This window comes from Halorubrum sp. B53 (assembly GCF_059752395.1).
Genome location: NZ_MWTH01000016.1, coordinates 142,299 through 159,408, shown reverse-complemented (window position 1 = coordinate 159,408; position 17,110 = coordinate 142,299). Strand labels below are relative to the sequence as shown.

The window sequence follows — 17,110 nt, the reverse complement described above, 5'->3', positions numbered from 1 at the left end:
GATTGCCCTCCCCGACGCCGGTAGGGCTTCCCGTCGCCGCAACCGTTTTGCGTCCGTCGCGCCTCGGTGCGGCTAATGACACGGCTCCGGTTCGCCCTGCTGAACGCGGCCCACGACGGCGCGAACACCCGGCGGAACTTCCGCCGGGAGCTCGACGCCGCCCTCGTCGAGTTCGACGCGACGGACGGTCAGCTCCCCGATCACACCGACTTCGACGGCGTGGTGGTCACCGGCTCGCGGTCGTCCGTCTACTGGGACGAGGCGTGGATCCCCCCACTCGTCGACTACGTCGCGGACGCCGCCGCGGCCGGCGTCCCGGTGCTCGGCGTCTGTTACGGCCACCAGGTGCTCGCGGAGGCGCTCGGCGGGCGCGTGGCGGGGATGGACGGCTTCGAGATCGGATACAACGATGTCCGTCGGCGCGGCGACGACGAGCTGTTCGACGGGGTCGGCGAGGAGTTCACCGCGTTCACCACTCACGGGGACACGGTGGTCGATCTGCCGCCGAGCGCGACGCTGCTCGCCGAGAACGACCACGGCGTCCACGCGTTCCGCGACGGCCACTGCTGGGGCGTGCAGTTCCACCCGGAGTACGACGTCGAGACCGCACGCGAGGTCACCGAGGGGAAACGCGAGCGGCTCGGCGACGCGCGCGTGGACGCCGTCCTCGACGAGATCACTCCGGTTGCACACGACGCCGCCTGCGAGGCGAAGGGGCTGTTCGACAACTTCACCGAGTACGCCCGGCGGCTCCGAACGGAGCGGGCGTCCCCGGCCGCCGCCGACGACTGATCGGTCGGGTCGCGGCCGCGGTCGCGGGACCGTTTCGACCGCGCGTTCGGGGATACCACCCGGGTCGAACACCCTTATACCGTTCCCGCCCGGAACCACGGTATGAACGTAGTACCGGACACCAGTGCGGTCGTCGACGGCCGCGTGTCCGAACACGTCGCGGACGGGACCTACGAGGGGGCCACGGTGCTCGTCCCCGAGGCCGTCGTCGGCGAGCTGGAGTCGCAGGCGAACGACGGGCTGGAGTCGGGCTGGGACGGTCTGAGCGAGCTCAAGCGGCTCGCCGATCTCGCCGACGAGGGAACGATCGAGCTGCGGTACGTCGGCGAGCGCGCCGACGGGGACGCCCGGTCGCACGCCCACGAGGGCGACGTCGACGCGTTGATCCGCGGGATCGCCGCCGACCACGACGCGACGCTCCTCTCGAGCGACATCGTGCAGGCGGAGGTCGCCCGCGCGAAGGGGATCGACGTCGAGTACGTCGAGCCGGTCGCTCGCGGCGTGGTCGACGAGCTTCCGATTCAGGACTTCTTCACCGACGAGACCATGTCGGTCCACCTCAAGACGGGGACGAAGCCGAAGGCGAAACGCGGGAGCCTCGGCGAGATGCGGTACGTCACCATCGACGAGGCGCCGACGAGCGAGGAACAGATGGACGAGTGGGCGACCGCCATCGTCGACCTGGCGCGCCAGTCTAACGAGGGGTTCATCGAGCTCTCCGACGACGGCATGGACATCGTCCAGTTCCGGAACTACCGGATCGCGGTCGCGCGGCCGCCGTTCGCCGACGGCATCGAGGTCACGGCGGTCCGACCGATCGCGAAGACGACGCTCGACGACTACGAGTTCGCCGACGAGCTCCGCGAGCGGTTCAAAGAGCGGAAGCGCGGCGTGCTCATCTCCGGGTCGCCCGGCGCCGGGAAGTCGACGTTCGCGCAGGCGGTCGCGGAGTTCCTCAACGACAGCGACTACGCGGTGAAGACGATGGAGAAGCCGCGCGACCTCCAGGTCGGTCCGGAGATCACTCAGTACGGCGCGCTCGGCGGTGAGATGGAGAACACGGCGGACTCGCTCCTCTTGGTCCGCCCCGACTACACCATCTACGACGAGGTCCGGAAGACGAACGACTTCGAGGTGTTCTCGGACATGCGGATGGCGGGCGTCGGGATGGTCGGCGTCGTCCACGCCTCTCGCGCCATCGACGCGCTCCAGCGGCTCGTCGGCCGCGTCGAGCTCGGGATGATCCCGCAGATCGTCGACACCGTGGTGTACATCGAGGCGGGCGAGGTCCACACCGTCTACGACGTGACGACCGAGGTGAAGGTGCCGGCGGGGCTCACCGCCGAGGACCTCGCGCGCCCCGTCATCCAGGTGTCGAACTTCGAGACCGGTCGCCCGGAGTACGAGATCTACACCTTCAACCGGCAGGTCGTCACGGTCCCGCTGAACGACGAGGACGGCGAGGGGGAAAGCGAGAGCGGCGTCGGCCGCATCGCCAAACAGGAGATCGAACGCGAGATCCGGTCGGTCGCGCACGGTCACGTCGACGTCGAACTCAAGGGGAACGACGAGGCGATCGTCTACGTCTCCGAGGGCGACATCGGCACCGTCATCGGCAAGGGCGGCGGCCGCATCAGCGACATCGAGAACCGGCTCGGCATCGAGATCGACGTCCGCACCCACGACGAGAAGCCGGAGGGACGCGACGGCGCCGACGGCTCCGGCGGCGGACGCGGCGGCAACGGGCAGGGTCGGGGCGGGCAGGTCGGCGAGGAGCGCGGGACCGTCGTCCAGCCGGAGATCACCTCTCGACACGTCGTCATCGACGTCGACGACGGCGTCGGCGAGACGGTGGAGGTGCGCGCGGACGGCGAGTACCTCTTCACCGCCACCGTCGGCCGCGGCGGCGAGGTCCAGGTGTCCCGCGGTTCCGCGATCGCCGAGGAGCTGGAGGACGCGATCGACCGCAAACGGACTGTGACGGTCGTTCCGGCGCGCTGAGGCGGCCGACGCACTCTCGGCACTCCCAACTTCTGCCGTCGTTCGACTCCACTACGTTCGTCGATCGTCGTACGCTATCCCTCCTGAAAGATAACGCTTTTTTGGCGGTGGTCGGAAGGTCACAGCATGTCAGACGAGTTAAAGCGCGGGCTCGAAGGCGTCCTCGTCGCGGAGTCGGAGCTGAGCCACGTCGACGGCGAGGTCGGCAAGCTCGTGTACCGTGGGTACGACATCGAGGACCTCGCTCGCGGCGCGAGCTACGAGGAGGTGTTGTACCTCCTCTGGCACGGCTCGCTGCCGACGCGCGAGGAGCTCGACGCGTTCACCGCGGACCTGGCCGCGGAGCGGGCCGTCGACGACGACGTGCTCGAGACGGTCCGGACGCTCGCCGACGCGGGCGAGCGACCGATGGCCGCGCTCCGGACGGCCACCTCCATGCTGTCGGCGTACGACCCCGACGCCGACGCGGACGACGACGGCGACGCCACGGCGCGGGCCCGGCGGCAGGGCCGTCGTATCACGGCGAAGATCCCGACCGTCCTCGCGGCGTTCGAGCGCGCGCGGCAGGGCGAAGCGCCCGTCGCGCCGGACCCCGACCTCTCGTACGCCGGGAACTTCCTCTACATGCTCACCGGGGCCGAGCCGGACGACGTCAGCGAGGAGACGTTCGACATGGCCCTGACGCTCCACGCCGACCACGGGCTCAACGCCTCGACGTTCACCGCGATGGTGATCGGCTCGACGATGGCCGACGTCTACTCCGGCGTCACCGGCGGGATCGGCGCGCTCTCCGGTTCGCTCCACGGCGGCGCGAACCAGGACGTGATGGAGGTGCTCCACGAGATCGACGAGTCGTCGAAGGACCCGGTTTCGTGGGTGACAGACGCCCGCGAGGACGGCCGGCGGATCCCCGGCTTCGGCCACCGCGTGTACAAGGTGAAAGACCCCCGCGCGAAGATCCTTCAAGAGAAGCTGCGGGACCTCTCCGAGTCGTCCGGCGACACGAAGTGGCTCGACTACACCACCGCCATCGAGGAGTACCTGACCGAGGAGGGGTTACTCGACAAGGGGATCGCCCCGAACGTCGACTTCTACTCCGGCTCCGTCTACGACTCGCTCGGGATCCCGGTCGACATGTACACGCCCATCTTCGCGATGAGCCGCGCCGGCGGCTGGATCGCTCACATGGTCGAGTATCAGGCCGACAACCGGCTTATCCGCCCGCGCGCTCGGTACACCGGGCCGGAGAGTGCCGAGCTCGTCCCGATCGACGAACGGTAGGCCGCGCCGCGGTCTCTCGACGCGCGTGCGATTTTTATACTCGTTATAAATAGACGGTGTAAGTAGACGGTATACGCAGACGCTGGAAGTAGCCGTGATGAATAGACGCGCTACGACCCCATCCGCTCGCGGGCGAACTTCGCCAGCAGCGGGAGGTCGTCGAGGTGGAGCAGCTTCGCCATCGCGGACTTATCGCCCTGGTTCGCCTTCTCCAGCGTATCGTCGTCGGTCCGTCGGAGGTCCTCCATGAACCGGTCGTACCGCTCGTTCGGCGCGAGGTACAACAGCCGGGTGAGCATCAGCCGGGAGCGCATCCGGGGCGCCACGTCCCGGTGCCAGAGCCGCTCGTAGACGGCGAGGCTCTCGGCGTCCACGCGCCGCTCCGAGTCGGTGAGACACCGGTCGATGGTGGACGCCGCCGCGCGGGCGGACTTCATCCCCTTGTGGATCCCCTCTCCCCACAGCGGGTCGATGGTGGGGACGGTGTCGCCGATCGCGAGGAACCGGTCCGTGTGCATCGCGTCGGGCATCTGGATGTGCGCGGAGCCGCGGTGGACCGCGTCGTCGATCTGTTCGGCGTCGGCGAACCGCGGGTCCCGCTCGATCCAGTCCTCGAGGTAGCCGTCGACGGTCTTCCCCTCTTTCGCGAACTCGCGGTGGCGGTCGTTCTGGATGTAACAGATGCCGACCTTCGCGGTGTCCTCGCCGGTGGCGAAGATCCACGAGTAGCCGCCGGGCGCGATGTCGTGGTCGAGCCGGAGCATCATCGCCCGGCGCAGGTCGGCGTACTCGGGGTGGTTCATCTCGACGCCCTCCATCTCGTACTCGATGCCGATCGCCTGATTCTCTCGCTCCAAGTCGACCACGTCGAGCGCGCTCGCGATCGGCGCGGCCGGGCCGGTGGCGTCGACGACCACCTCGGCGTACACCTCCTCGTCGCCGTCGTACCGAACGCCCTCGATGACGCCGTCGTCGTCGAGGATCGGGCGGGAGACGCGCGAGTCGAACCGGTACTCCGCCCCGTTCTCGCGACCGTCCTCGACGAGGAAGCGCTTGAAGTCGGCAAACTCGAGGACGGCGCCGGGCTGGTAGCTCTCGTAGTAGCTGTTCGGCGATTCCAACACCACGTCGTCGGTGTACGACATCACGACGTCGTCCGGGATCCCGAAGGCGGACATCATCGAGGGGAACGTCCCCGCGGTCGACTTGTTGCTCTGGCGGGGGAACTCGGCCTCCGGCTCCGTTTCGAGAACGACGACGTCGTAGCCGCGCGTCGCCAGATCGCGGGCGCACTGCGCGCCCGCCGGTCCGGCACCCGCGATAACGACGTCGTAGCGATCAACCATATACCACGTAATTCGGACCCACGTAATTAGGCTTGCTGAAACGGGTCGCGAACGGGCCCTGACCCGGCTCGGTCGCCGAAATTTGGCTATCGAGGGAGGTCGGAATGTCGGCGGTCCCGGTGATCGTCGGTCTCGGAAAAAACGGCTCGGAACGGCGGTGGCGGCGTCAGTAGAACTCGCGGACCAGGTCCGTCGCGCCCTCCGGCGCGCCGTCCGGGATGACGGACATGTCCTCGTCGACGCCGTGCTGCTCGTGGTACGGCACGGAGTCTTCGTCTTGGTAGATGACGCCCTGATACTCCTGCTCGGAGTTGAGGATGGCGTCCTTCGCGTCCTCGCGGTCGGTCGGGTCGTGGTCGGTCTCCTTCAGGTCGACGAGCGAGTCGCGGAAGTAGTCGTACGTGTCGACGTCGTTGAAGGTGACGCACGGCGAGTAGACGTTCACGAAGCCGAACCCGTCGTGCTCGACCGCCTTCTGGATGATCTCCTGATGGCGGAGCGCGTCCGAGGAGAACGACTGCGCGATGAACGTCGCGCCCGACGCCAGCGCCAGCGCGTGCGGGTTGACGGGCGGCTGCTTCGGCCCGTCCGGGCTCGTCGACGTCTCGAAGTCCTCCCGGGAGGTGGGCGACGCCTGCCCCTTCGTCAGCCCGTAGATGCGGTTGTCCATCACGACGTACGTCATGTCGACGTTGCGCCGGACGGCGTGGACGAAGTGGCCCGCACCGATGGAGTAGCCGTCGCCGTCGCCGCCGGCGACCATCACTTCGATGTCGGGGCGGGCCATCTTGACGCCGGTCCCGACCGGAAGTGCGCGCCCGTGAACGCCGTGGAGCGCGTAGCTGTGCATGTACGTGCCGATCTTTCCGGAGCAGCCGATGCCGGCGACGACGAAGGTGTTGTCGGGGTCGTTCCCCGTCTCCGCGAGCGCCTTCATCATCCCGTTCATGGTCCCGAAGTCGCCGCATCCCGGGCACCACGTCGGCTGCTTGTCGGACTTGAAGTCGGTGAATCGAATGTCTGAGCTCATTGGTTACGCCTCCGCCCCCTCCGCGAGGGTCGCTTTGATCTCCGCTGCGAGTTCGTCGGCCTTGAACCGCACGCCGTTGTACTTGTTCACCCGGTCGACGCGCTCTAAGACGTCGTGTTCGACCAGGTCCGCGAACTGTCCCTGCTCGTTACACTCGACGACGACGACGGTCTCCGCGTCCGCGACGTCCTCGGAGAGGTCCGGCCGCGGGAAGATGTACGGGACCGAGAGCACCCGCACGTCCTGCCCCTCGTCGTCGAGGATGTCGACCGCCTCGGCGAGCGCGCCCTCGTTCGAGCCCCACGTGATCACGAGCGTGTCGGCGTCGGCGTCGCCGAACTCGCGCGGGCTCCAGTCCTCGCGCTCGCGGGCCGTCTCGACCTTCCGGTTGCGCTTGTCGACCTGTTCGACGCGCATCTCGGTGTCCTCGGTCCGGCGGCCCTGCTCGTCGTGTTCGAGGCCGGTGGACATGTGCGCGCCGTCGGCCGTGCCGGGGAACGCCCGCGGCGAGACCCCGTCGTCGGTGATCTCGTGGGGCTGGAAGCCGCCGGAGTCGCTCATGTGGTCGTCGATGTCGGCCTCGTCGACGACGAAGCCGCGGTCGACCTCCACCTCGTCCATATCGAACGTGTCCGGGGAGAACGTCTGCTCGGTGACCGCCATCGAGAGGTCGGCGGTGAGGTAGACGGGGAGCTGGTACTTCTCGGCGAGGTTGAACGCCTCGACCGTCTTCCAGAAGCACTCGTCTATCGTCGTCGGCGCGAGGACGAACCGCGGCACCTCGCCGTGGCCGCCGTACAGCATCTGGTTTAAGTCGCCCTGCTCCTGTTTCGTCGGCATCCCGGTGGAGGGACCCGAGCGCATCACGTTACAGATGACGAGCGGCGTCTCCGAGGTGGCGATGAGCCCGAACGTCTCCGTCATCAGGTCGATCCCGGGGCCGGAGGTCGCGGTCATCGATCGCGCGCCCCCGCGGGCCGCGCCGAGGGCCATGTTGATCGCGGAGAGCTCGTCTTCCGCCTGCACGACGTGGCCGCCGTAACGCTCGATCCGACCGGTGAGATACGTCATCACGTCGGTCGCGGGCGTGATCGGGTAGCCGGCGTAGAAGCGGCAGCCGGCCGCGATGGCGCCCATCCCGATGGCCTCGTCGCCGTTGAGGAGAACGTAGTCCTCGTCGGTGGTCTCTAAGTCGTAGTCGAACTCGTGGTCGAACTCCTCGGCGACGTACGACCGCCCCGCGCGGGCGGCCTCCTTGTTGTTGTCGACGAGCTTCTGGCCCTTGTCCGCGAACCGCTTCTCGAGGGCGGAGTCGAGGTTCTCGATGGGGAACTCGGCGACCTCGCAGGCCGCGCCGAGCGCGACGACGTTCCGCATGATCGCGCCGCCGGCCTCCTCGGCCAGCCGCTTGAGGGGGACGTCGATCCCGATCATCTCGTCGGGGATCTCGACGTCCTGCATCGTGGTCCGCTCGCCGTCGTAGATGATCACCGACCCCTCGTGGAGCTCCTCGAGGTTCTCCTCGATCGTCCGAGGAGTCAACGCGATGAGCACGTCGAGCCGGTCAACGACGCTCTGTACCTTGTCGACGGAGGTTCGCACCTTGTAGGCGGTGTAGCCGCCCCGGATCCGCGAGGCGAAGTCCTTCGACGTGAACACGTGTCGACCCGCCCGAGAGAGCGCTTGCGCGAAGATCTTCCCGGTCGAGTCGATGCCGTCGCCGGCCTCTCCGCCGACGGCCCAGTTGAAGTCCGCGGCCATACTATGACGCAGTTTTCGCCGGACTCATCAAAAGACTTCTGGAAGGAGTCACCGGAGCGTTTTCGAACGTACGTACACCTCCTCGCGAATATTGTCGCATATAGGCGTGACTTGCCGTCATTAACGGAACCTGAGTGGACGAATGTTTTCCACTTTCCTCACGATCGACCCTTCTCGTCGGTGCGAGTTTCGACGTTCGTCGAACGAGTTCGGCGGACGCGGGCGCGTCTCCGCGCGGGTCGCGCTCGACGGCGAGGCGGGCGCCGGCGCGGACGGGAACACGTTTGTGTCCGCCGACCGGATCGGTGGTATGGACACGACAGCGACGGTCAGCGCGGTCGAGTCGGTCGGCCGCGACACGTATGCCCTCCGGTTCGACGCGCCGGACGGGTTCGCCGCCGAACCCGGTCAGTTCGTCAAGCTCGGCACGGAGATCGACGGCGAGTCGGTCGCCCGGTTTTACACTCTCTCGTCGCCGACGGTCGGCGACACCTTCGAGGTCACGGTCGAAATCGACCCCGAGGAGGGCGGCGACTTCTCCGCGTTCCTCGCCGGCGTCGAGTCGGGCACGGAGATGACGCTCTCCGGCCCGTTCGGCGACCAGTACTACGACGGCGAGCCGCGAGCGGTCGTGATCGCGGGCGGTCCGGGCGTCGGGCCGGCGGTCGCCATCGCGGAGCGCGCGCTCGACGACGGCGCCGAGGCCGCGGTCGTCTACCGCGACGACGACGTGTCGCACGCGGACCGGTTAGAACGGCTGGAGGAGCGCGGGGGCGCGGTCCACTTGCTTGGCGCCGACGAGGAACTGGACGACGCGGTCGCCGAGGCGCTGACGGGCACCGAGGGCGAGACGGTCTTTGTCTACGGCTTCGCCGATCTGGTGGCCGACGCCGAGGCCGCGATCGAGGCCGCCGGCGGCGACGCCGACGCCGCGAAGGTCGAAAACTTCGGCTAAACTTGACGTATTTCGCTCAGGGTGACCGTTTATAAATAGCGGATCGCGCATCGACGGCGAACAGCTTCAAAGCCCCAGCCGCTCGCTTATAAATAATTGATTGCGGATCGTCGGCGAACAGCTTCAAAGCCCCAGCCGGGAGGCGGGCGCACACTCGCTGCGCGCTTCGGTCGTTCGCTTCGCTCACTCCCTCCAGTGCTTGCGTCGTCTGCGCCCGCCTCCCGGCTGCCCCTTTGAGTCCCGCCCCGCACAGTACCGCACCTCACGCCTCCCCAGCCTCGTCGCTGGCGCGGAACGCGCCAGCGACTCCCTCGCACGCGCTCCTCGCGGCCGCCGAGGGCGGCCGCTCGGAGGCGCGCGCCACCGCACTCTGTCCCGGATCAGTCGCCGAAATAGTCTGCCAGCCGCTCCGCGGCCTCGACGGCGCGCGGGGTGACGAGGGCGAACCGGATCCACTCGTCGCGCGCGTTGCCGAACGCCTCGCCGGGCATCCCCGCGACGCCGGCCTCGTCCACGAGGCGCTTCACGTTCGCCATCGTCCCGGGGAACCCCTCGAAGCGCGCCAGTACGTAGAAGGCTCCCTCGGGGCGGCTGTACTCGGCGCCGGCCGCGTCGAGCGCGTCGGTGAACGCGTCCGCGCGCTTTGCGAGCAGCTCGCGGGCCTCCGCGTAGTACTCGGGCGGCGTCTCCGCGAGCGCGTGGTGGACCGCGTACTGCGAGGGTCGCGCGCCGGCGACGTTCACGAGCATATGCCGCGTCTTCGCGTCGCCGACGTGCTCGTCGGGGAACACCCCGTATCCCACTCGGAACCCCGTGATCGCCATCGACTTCGAGAAGCCGCTGGTGACGATCACGCGGTCGGAGTCGAGCGTCAACGCGGACTCGAACTCGCCGGTCAGGTCGAAGTGATCGTACACCTCGTCGACCATGACCAGGGCGTCGACCTCGTCCGCGACCGCGACCACCTCCCGGATCGCGTCGAGGTCGTAGACGGCCCCGGTCGGGTTGTTCGGCGTGTTCAGGACGATAAGCGCCGTGTCCCCGCTCGCGGCCTCGCGGATCGCCGCGACGTCGAGCCCCCCGTCACGCTCGGTCGGGACGAACGTCGCCTCGCCGCCGAGCATGTCCACCTTCCCCGGGTAGTACGGGTAGACGGGGTCGGTGAGGATGGCCTCGTCGCCAGCGTCGCGCTCGAAGGCGCGCGCCATCGTGAGGTAGTTCGCCTCGCCGGTCCCGTTCGTGACGACCACGCGGTCGACGTCGACGTTCCGGCGCTCGGCGATCGCCTCCCGGAGCTCGAACAGTCCCTCGCTCGGCGGGTACTGGAAGTCGTCGGGCGGGAGGTCGGCGTACCCGCGGAGCGCCTCCCGCAGCGCGGCCGGCGGCTCCCAGTCGGGGTTGCCGCTCACCATGTCGATGACGTCGCCGTCGGCCGCGGCCGCGTACTGCATCACGTGGAAGAACTTCGGCTCCTCGTACTCCATACCGACCGCTGGGCGGCGCCCGCCGTGGCTCTTTCGACTGCCCGCCCACGCCTTTTCGCCGCCCGACCGCGTGCGCTACGCCGAACCTACTTCTCGCCCGTTCGGATCCGGTGGTTTCACTTACAGCCCCGGACTGCCGTTGGTATGAACAAACGCGGTCACGTCCTCAACGCGCTGTTGCTCGCGCTCGGACTCGGCTTCGTCATCGAGCCCGGCCTCGACATGGCGACGGCGCGGACCACCGCCCAGATCACCGTGCCGATCGTGTTGGGGGCGCTGTTCCCCGACGTCGACACGGCGTTCGGGCGCCACCGGAAGACGCTCCACAGCCTCCCGGTGCTCGCCGTCTTCGTCGCGTACCCGCTCGTCTTCGGCAACCTCCAGTACGTCTGGATCGGCGTGTTGACCCACTACCTCCTCGACGTCGTCGGGAGCCGCCGCGGCATCGCGCTGTTCCACCCCCTGTCGGACACGGAGTACGGGCTCCCGAGCGGTGTGACGACGAGCAGCAAGTACGCCGACCTCGTCACTGTGGTCATCACCGCGCTGGAGCTGGCGGCGTTCTGGGCGCTCCACACCTACGTCGTGACGCTCGACCTGGACGTTTCGGCCGCGACGCAGGCCGCGAGCGAGGCGGCGGCCGGGTTCGGAATCTGACGGCGCTCGCTCCGAGTCCCCAAACCGACCGCTCGCTCACTTCGGCCGGTAATCCGACAGCGTCCCGGAGTAGACGCTCACGTCGTTGAACCGGCCCTCGTAGGCGACGTTGCTCGGGAGGGTCGGCTCGTCGCCCGAGAGGAACAGGCGGTCCAGCTTCTCCCAGGTGTTCTCGTAGCCGAGGTGGGCGAACTCGAGGAGCCCGCGGAGCTGGTGCCGGACCCCGCCGCGGTGGACCACCGTCCGGGGACGCTCCTCGCGGAAGGCGTCGACGACTGCGTCCGCGTCGGAGAGGTCGCCGTCGAACTCGGTCCACGCCTCGCCGACCGTGCCGGGCAGGTGCGCGTACGAGGAGCCGAAGCCGGGCATGTCGGTCACCTCGGCGATCCGCCGCGTCCGGGTGTTCTGGTGAGGGAGGAGCTTGGTGTTGTACGTCTCGACCGCGGCGAGGCGCTCGGCGTGGGCCGCGATCTCCGGTCGGGTGAGCGAGATGGTGGCGAAGCCGGGGTGCGGGACGAGCACGACGGCGTCCTGCCGCTCGACCTCGGCCATCGCCGCCTCGAAGGTGATGTAGTCGGGGACGGGCTCGTGCAGTCCGAGAACGAGGAGGTGTCGGCGGTTTCCCCAGTCGCCGGTGAACACCTCGCGGGCCGGGACGATCGTCAGGTCGTCGTCGGCGTATCGGGCCGCGCGCTCTTGGACCGTCCGGAGCCGAGTGAAGTGCGGCGCGTACACGAGTGCGTCGATCCCCCGCTCCTTCGCGAGGGCCACGACGTCGTCGTCGAGCACCTTGACGTGGGCGTCGACGCGCGTTCTCGATCGGGTCACGTTAGTGGACGGTGTGCATGCCGGAGCAAAGGGGTATCGTTTGACGGCGAGCGGATCCGGTTCCGGTCGCGGCCCGGGATGGCCGACCGTGCCGGAAGTACTGACCAGGGAGTGGACTCGCGGGGAGCCGGTGAACGCGACTCGCGGGGGTGATTAAACGCAAGTGAACGGAACTACGCGAAGAACCGACTGAACTGGTGGAGCGAGTAGACTCGCGGGGGTCCCGTGAGCGTTAGCGAACGGGACCACGCGAGGGAACGAGACGAACGAAGTGAGTCGAGTGGACTCGCGGGGATTTGAACCAGAGCCAGACGTGCTCGCTCACTCCGTTCGCTGCGCGCGACTGGCAGGGTTCAAATTCCCGCTCGGCACAGTTTCGCGCCGCTCGCGATATTGCTCGCGGCGCGAAAACATGGACTCGCGGGGGTCCCGTGAGCGTTAGCGAACGGGACCACGCGAGGGAACGAGACGAACGAAGTGAGCCGAGTGGACTCGCGGGGATTTGAACCCCGGGCCTTCCCCGTGCCAGGGGGATGATCTACCACTGATCTACGAGCCCTCGTACGCGTTCCATCGTTCCCCGCTGGATATATTAAGGCCTTCGACTCGGCGACGGCGGGAGTGCCGTCTCACGCGCGTGCCTCTCGCCTCTCAGATCCGCTCGGAGTCGACGTACACGTCGAGGTCAACGGTGCGGGTCGAGCCCTCTAAGTCGCGGACGGCGCGCTGGACCACGCGCTCCGCCTCGGACCGGATGAGGGGGACCGCCTTCTTTAACACCCAGTCGAAGGAGACGAGCCGGGGCAGGTCGAGCGCGTCCGGGCTGGCGGATCCCGGGTCGAACTCGACTTCGAGCGCGACCTCGCAGACCGGCGAGTCGCCCGCGTTTTCGCCCCCGTCCGCGTCCGTTACCGGCGTCACGCGCCAGCAGCCGCCGGCGTCGATGTCCTTCGTGATCTCCCAGTCGATCCGCTCGGGCGGCTCGACGCCCGTCACCCGCGAGTGGGCCGTGTAGGTGATCTTCCACCACGCGAACCTGAGCGCGTAGCGGGTGCCGGGGCCGCCGTCGCCCTCGATCGTCCGCACGCCGTCGAGGTACTTCGAGTAGCGCGCGTAGCCCGGGAAATCGAGCAGGAACTCGTACACCTCCTCGGGGTCGGCGTACACCTCCGTGCTCACGACGAGTTCGTCCACGGAGGTTCGTTCGAGCGGCGCGTAATAAGCGGTCCGGCGAGACTACGTGTGAGAGGATCGGGTTATTCGTCGTGACGGAACAGCGAGTGTTGACAAATCGCCCACCGTTCATTTATAAGTGAGTTCTGCGGTTAACAACACCAAAGCCCCAGCCGCGAGGACTCGCGCGGCTCGCTGCGGTCCTCGGTCACTCGCTTCGCTCGTTCCCTGCGGTCCTTGCGTCGCCGTGCTTCGCCCTCGCGACTGCCCCTTTGAGTCCCACCCAACCGCACCGCGACCGCGCCTCACGCCTCCCCAACCTCGTCGGTCGTCCTCCGCGTTGCTCCGGACGACCGACTCCAGGGAGGGACCGAAGGTCCCTCTGGCAGCCGGCGCGTCGCGCCGGCGACCTCGCGCACGCTGCTCGCGCCCGACGGGCGCTCGCAGGTGCGCGCCGCCGCAGATTTATTTATAAGGTGTAGTCGTGTTCGCCGGTCTCGGAGTCGAGGAACGCGGTGAGGAGGTCGATCGTCGCGGCGACGTCGTCGCCGTCGGCGGTCTCGGTGACGGTGTGGAGGTACCGCGTCGGGATCGAGATGGCGCCGACGGGCTTGGCGCCGGCCGTGTTCTGGAAGCCGGCGGTGTCGGTGCCGCCCGCGGGCAACACCTCGTGCTGGTGGTCGATCCCCTCCGCTTCGGCCACGTCGGTCAGCCGACCGTGGACCTTCGGGCTGGTGATCACGGAGGAGTCCTTGAGCTTGATCGCGGTCCCCTCGCCGAGCTCGGTCACGGCGTCGGCCGGCTCGCCGATCTGCGGGACGTCGTTGGCGACGGTGACGTCTAAGGCGACCGCGAGGTCGGGGTCGATGTCGACGCCGAGCGCGCTCGCACCTCGGAGCCCGACCTCCTCTTGGACGGTCGCCGCGAAGTGGATCGTCACGTCGGGGTCCTCGATCCGGCGGGCGGCCGAAAGCATCGCGAACACGCAGATCCGGTCGTCGAGCGCCTTCCCCGTCACGCGGTCGCCCATGCGCGTCGTCGTCTGGTCGAGGGTGACGAGGTCGCCGACGCCGACCAGCTCCTCGACCGCCTCGGCGTCGCGCCCGAGGTCGATGAACACGTCCGAGACCTCGTCGTCTTTCTCCTGCTGCTCCTCCGTGAGCGTGTGCGGCGGCACGGAGCCGATGACCCCTGTGAGGTCCTCGTCGCCGTGGACCGTGACGCGCTGGGCGCGGAGCACGCGCGCGTCGAACCCGCCGAGCGGGTCCACCTGCACGAACCCCTCGTCGGTGACGTGGCGCACCATGAAGCCGATCTCGTCCATGTGGGCCGCGACGGCCACGGAGTAGTCCGAGTCGCCCTCGACGGTCCCGACGACGTTCCCCATCGCGTCGGTGCGGACGCGGTCCGCGGTGTCGGCGAGCTCGCGGCGGACGATCTCGCGGACGTCGTCCTCGTACCCCGGCACGCCGCGGGCCTCGGTCAGCTCTCGCAGCAGGTCGAAATCGAAGTCGAACGGCATGGACGGGGGGTCGTGGCCCAGCACCAAAGGTGGGGAGGTTCCGGCACTCTCGTCGGCGTTTCGGAAGCCCGCCGCGCTCTCGTCACCCGAAACTGCAAACTAGTTTACCGTTGTTCCGCAACCCTTTTGCGGTGGCTCGCGGGATGGGAGTGTATGAGTGACGTCAGAGCGGAACTCCGCGAACAGTTCCTCGACGCGTTCGGCGGCGCCGACTTCCCCGTCGAGAACCAGATGGACCTCGTCCCGGCGCTCCCGGACGGCCCGGCCACGAAGTTCGAGGCCGGCGACGTGAGCCTCACGGCGATGGAGCTGGCCGCGAAGCTGGGGAGCGAACAGGAGTTCCCCTACGACACCCCCGAGGAGCTCGTCGACGACATCCTCGACGGGCTCGAGTCGAAGGGGATGATCTGACGCCGGCGCCCGCTCTTTTCAACCCGTTGACCGCCGCCCGGAGAGCCTCGCGGCTCGCGCGCGCCGAGCGCCGCGAGTCCGGCGAGGGGTTGATAGGCGCCGAGCCGTTACCTCGGGCGTGGTCGTCGAGCTCATCGGCACGGTGCCGCCGTGGATCCTGATAGGGACCGCGCTCGGCGTCGTCGCCTCCGCGCTCGCGGCGGTCGTCTTCTACCTCGGGAACCGGTTCGTCGCCCCGAGCGTCGCCGCGGCCGGCGACGGCGGGAGCGCCGCTGGCGACGAGCGGCGCCGCGGCGAGATCCGCGAGTACCTGACGGCCATCGACGAGCGGTTCCGCGAGGACCACGCGCTCGGCGACGTGGCCGTCCCCTTCTACCTCCCCGAGCGCGGGGTCGCCATCACGTTCGACGCGCACGACTACTTCAGACTGGAGGGCGAGGGCGTCTACACCGTCCTCTGCGAACACGAGATGCCGGGCCGGGGGCTGGGCCGCCGGCTCCCGTTCGACGTGGTCGAGCCAGACTGGGGGCCGGACCCCGCCGCCGAGGGCGGTCGCCGCGACCCGGTCGCCGCCGCGTTCGCGGAGCTCGACGTCGACCGCGACGCCGACGCCGCCGAGGTGAAGCGCGCCTACCGCGAACGCGTCAAGGAGACCCACCCGGACCAGGGCGGCGACGAGGAGTCGTTCCGCCGCGTCCGCGAGGCGTACGCGACCGCCCGCAACCACGCCGGCGGCGGGAGCGAGGAGGCCGATCGGAGTCGTCCGGCCGCCGGGGCCGCCCGGGCCGCCCGGTCTGACCGCACCGATCCCCCGACGGGCTTCGGCCGGTGACGGGGAGCCGTCGATGACGGGAATCGCGTTCGGAGAGCGCGCGGCGTACCTCGGTCGCCACGACGCGCTCGTCGTCGCCGACCTCCACGTCGGCCGCGGGGAGGCCTCCGCGGTCTCGCTCCCGCTCGGCGAGCGTGAGGACCTCGTCGAACGGCTCGTCGGGCTCCTCGCCCGGTTCGCACCCGAGATCCTCGTCGTCGCCGGCGACGTCGTCCACACGTTCGACCGAGTCAGCGACCGGAGCCTCGGAACGCTGGACGCGCTCCGCGACGCCTGCGAGTCGGACGACGTCGCTTTCGAACTCGTCGCGGGCAACCACGACACGGCCCTCGCGAGCGCGTGGGACGGCCCGGTCCGCGAGGAGTACGCGCTTGACGCCACTGACACCGACCCCGACGCGCCTCGCACCCTCGTCTGTCACGGCCACGAGGCGCCCTCGACGACGGCGGACCGGTACGTGATCGGCCACGTCCACCCGACGATCGAGATCGAGGGCGACCGCCGCCCCTGCTTCCTCCGCGGCGAGGGGACTTACCGCGGCGCGGACCTCCTCATGCTGCCCGCGTTCACCCGGCTCGCCCCGGGCGTGGCCGTCAACGACATGCGAACGGAGGCGTTCGACTCGCCGCTCGTCGCCGACGCGGATCGACTGGCGCCGGTCGTGGTCGACCCGGGAACCGTCGGGGCAGGCGACGCGGGTGGCGGGGGCGACGCCGGGGAGCCGCTCCGCTTCCCGCCGCTCGGGAAGTTCCGCGAGCTGCTGTGAACGCCTCTGACGCTTCGCATGTCGTGAACGCTTTTGTCCGTTCGTGCGTACTGTGGGCTATGAACACGGAGAACGCCTGCCTCGGCTGCGGCGAGCCGTTCGACTGGGGGGAGGGCGAGTGCCCGGAGTGCGGCTGGGACCGCGACGAGTGGGCCGCGAGCGGCCGGCACGGACTGGAGAAGGAGGGACACGGCGAGCCCGAGGAGGACGGCGGGTCCGGCGGCGGCGGGCTCGGTGGACTCGGCCCGATCCGCTGAGGTCGGGAGAACGC

Annotated in this window: 16 protein-coding genes and 1 tRNA gene; 9 read left to right on the top strand and 8 right to left on the bottom strand. The window is 69.0% G+C overall.

Annotated features, from left to right (window positions below; all coding sequences use genetic code 11):
• Window positions 1–75: 75 nt before the first annotated feature.
• The 3 genes from B4V06_RS17220 to citZ all read left to right on the top strand — a co-directional run bounded on the left by B4V06_RS17220 (window position 76) and on the right by citZ (window position 4,074).
• Window positions 76–792, top strand: coding sequence for a type 1 glutamine amidotransferase (locus tag B4V06_RS17220; protein ID WP_123114319.1), 717 nt, complete (start codon window positions 76–78; stop codon window positions 790–792).
• A 102-nt stretch (window positions 793–894) separates the two neighbouring features.
• A complete protein-coding gene (locus B4V06_RS17215; protein WP_123114320.1) occupies window positions 895–2,793 on the top strand; it encodes a PINc/VapC family ATPase in 1,899 nt (632 codons plus the stop codon).
• Between the two features lie 126 nt (window positions 2,794–2,919).
• Window positions 2,920–4,074, top strand: coding sequence for a citrate synthase (citZ, locus tag B4V06_RS17210; RefSeq protein WP_123114321.1), 1,155 nt, complete (start codon window positions 2,920–2,922; stop codon window positions 4,072–4,074).
• Between the two features lie 110 nt (window positions 4,075–4,184).
• Here the strand turns inward: citZ and B4V06_RS17205 are convergent, their stop codons facing one another.
• From B4V06_RS17205 to B4V06_RS17195, 3 genes are all read right to left on the bottom strand, one after another.
• Window positions 4,185–5,420 carry a digeranylgeranylglycerophospholipid reductase gene (locus tag B4V06_RS17205; protein ID WP_498170768.1) on the bottom strand — a complete coding sequence of 412 codons (1,236 nt, stop codon included), beginning with the start codon at window positions 5,418–5,420 and terminating at the stop codon, window positions 4,185–4,187.
• Between the two features lie 166 nt (window positions 5,421–5,586).
• A complete protein-coding gene (locus B4V06_RS17200) occupies window positions 5,587–6,450 on the bottom strand; it encodes a 2-oxoacid:ferredoxin oxidoreductase subunit beta (RefSeq protein ID WP_123114323.1) in 864 nt (287 codons plus the stop codon).
• 3 nt (window positions 6,451–6,453) lie between these two features.
• The gene (locus tag B4V06_RS17195) at window positions 6,454–8,211 is read right to left on the bottom strand and encodes a 2-oxoacid:acceptor oxidoreductase subunit alpha (RefSeq protein ID WP_123114324.1); all 1,758 of its coding nucleotides are present in this window, start codon (window positions 8,209–8,211) and stop codon (window positions 6,454–6,456) included.
• A gap of 310 nt (window positions 8,212–8,521) precedes the next feature.
• On the opposite strand from B4V06_RS17195, the gene B4V06_RS17190 reads away from it, so the two are divergent.
• On the top strand, window positions 8,522–9,166 hold the full coding sequence (locus B4V06_RS17190) for an FAD-dependent oxidoreductase (RefSeq protein ID WP_498170765.1): 645 nt from the start codon (window positions 8,522–8,524) through the stop codon (window positions 9,164–9,166).
• Window positions 9,167–9,546: 380 nt separating this feature from the next.
• Here B4V06_RS17190 and B4V06_RS17185 read toward each other — a convergent pair whose 3' ends face one another.
• The gene (locus B4V06_RS17185; protein WP_498170764.1) at window positions 9,547–10,650 is read right to left on the bottom strand and encodes a pyridoxal phosphate-dependent aminotransferase; all 1,104 of its coding nucleotides are present in this window, start codon (window positions 10,648–10,650) and stop codon (window positions 9,547–9,549) included.
• A 144-nt stretch (window positions 10,651–10,794) separates the two neighbouring features.
• Here B4V06_RS17185 and B4V06_RS17180 point away from each other — a divergent pair, with 144 nt between their 5' ends.
• Window positions 10,795–11,307 carry a metal-dependent hydrolase gene (locus tag B4V06_RS17180; RefSeq protein ID WP_123114329.1) on the top strand — a complete coding sequence of 171 codons (513 nt, stop codon included), beginning with the start codon at window positions 10,795–10,797 and terminating at the stop codon, window positions 11,305–11,307.
• Between the two features lie 36 nt (window positions 11,308–11,343).
• Here the strand turns inward: B4V06_RS17180 and B4V06_RS17175 are convergent, their stop codons facing one another.
• From B4V06_RS17175 to B4V06_RS17160, 4 genes are all read right to left on the bottom strand, one after another.
• The gene (locus B4V06_RS17175) at window positions 11,344–12,135 is read right to left on the bottom strand and encodes a PHP-associated domain-containing protein (RefSeq protein ID WP_123114330.1); all 792 of its coding nucleotides are present in this window, start codon (window positions 12,133–12,135) and stop codon (window positions 11,344–11,346) included.
• 487 nt (window positions 12,136–12,622) lie between these two features.
• Window positions 12,623–12,694 (bottom strand) — tRNA-Ala (locus B4V06_RS17170).
• Between the two features lie 92 nt (window positions 12,695–12,786).
• Window positions 12,787–13,329, bottom strand: coding sequence for a type II toxin-antitoxin system RatA family toxin (locus B4V06_RS17165; protein WP_123114331.1), 543 nt, complete (start codon window positions 13,327–13,329; stop codon window positions 12,787–12,789).
• Between the two features lie 448 nt (window positions 13,330–13,777).
• On the bottom strand, window positions 13,778–14,830 hold the full coding sequence (locus tag B4V06_RS17160; RefSeq protein ID WP_123114332.1) for a M42 family metallopeptidase: 1,053 nt from the start codon (window positions 14,828–14,830) through the stop codon (window positions 13,778–13,780).
• 153 nt (window positions 14,831–14,983) lie between these two features.
• On the opposite strand from B4V06_RS17160, the gene B4V06_RS17155 reads away from it, so the two are divergent.
• The 4 genes from B4V06_RS17155 (at window position 14,984) to B4V06_RS17140 (ending at window position 17,096) form a co-directional block, all read left to right on the top strand.
• Window positions 14,984–15,241: an MTH865 family protein gene (locus B4V06_RS17155; protein ID WP_123114333.1), complete on the top strand. Its 258-nt coding sequence runs from the start codon at window positions 14,984–14,986 to the stop codon at window positions 15,239–15,241.
• 118 nt (window positions 15,242–15,359) lie between these two features.
• Entirely contained in the window at window positions 15,360–16,073 is a 714-nt protein-coding gene (locus B4V06_RS17150; RefSeq protein ID WP_123114334.1) for a J domain-containing protein, read from the top strand.
• A 13-nt stretch (window positions 16,074–16,086) separates the two neighbouring features.
• On the top strand, window positions 16,087–16,839 hold the full coding sequence (locus tag B4V06_RS17145) for a metallophosphoesterase (RefSeq protein WP_123114335.1): 753 nt from the start codon (window positions 16,087–16,089) through the stop codon (window positions 16,837–16,839).
• Between the two features lie 59 nt (window positions 16,840–16,898).
• The gene (locus tag B4V06_RS17140; RefSeq protein WP_123114336.1) at window positions 16,899–17,096 is read left to right on the top strand and encodes a hypothetical protein; all 198 of its coding nucleotides are present in this window, start codon (window positions 16,899–16,901) and stop codon (window positions 17,094–17,096) included.
• Window positions 17,097–17,110: the final 14 nt, after the last annotated feature.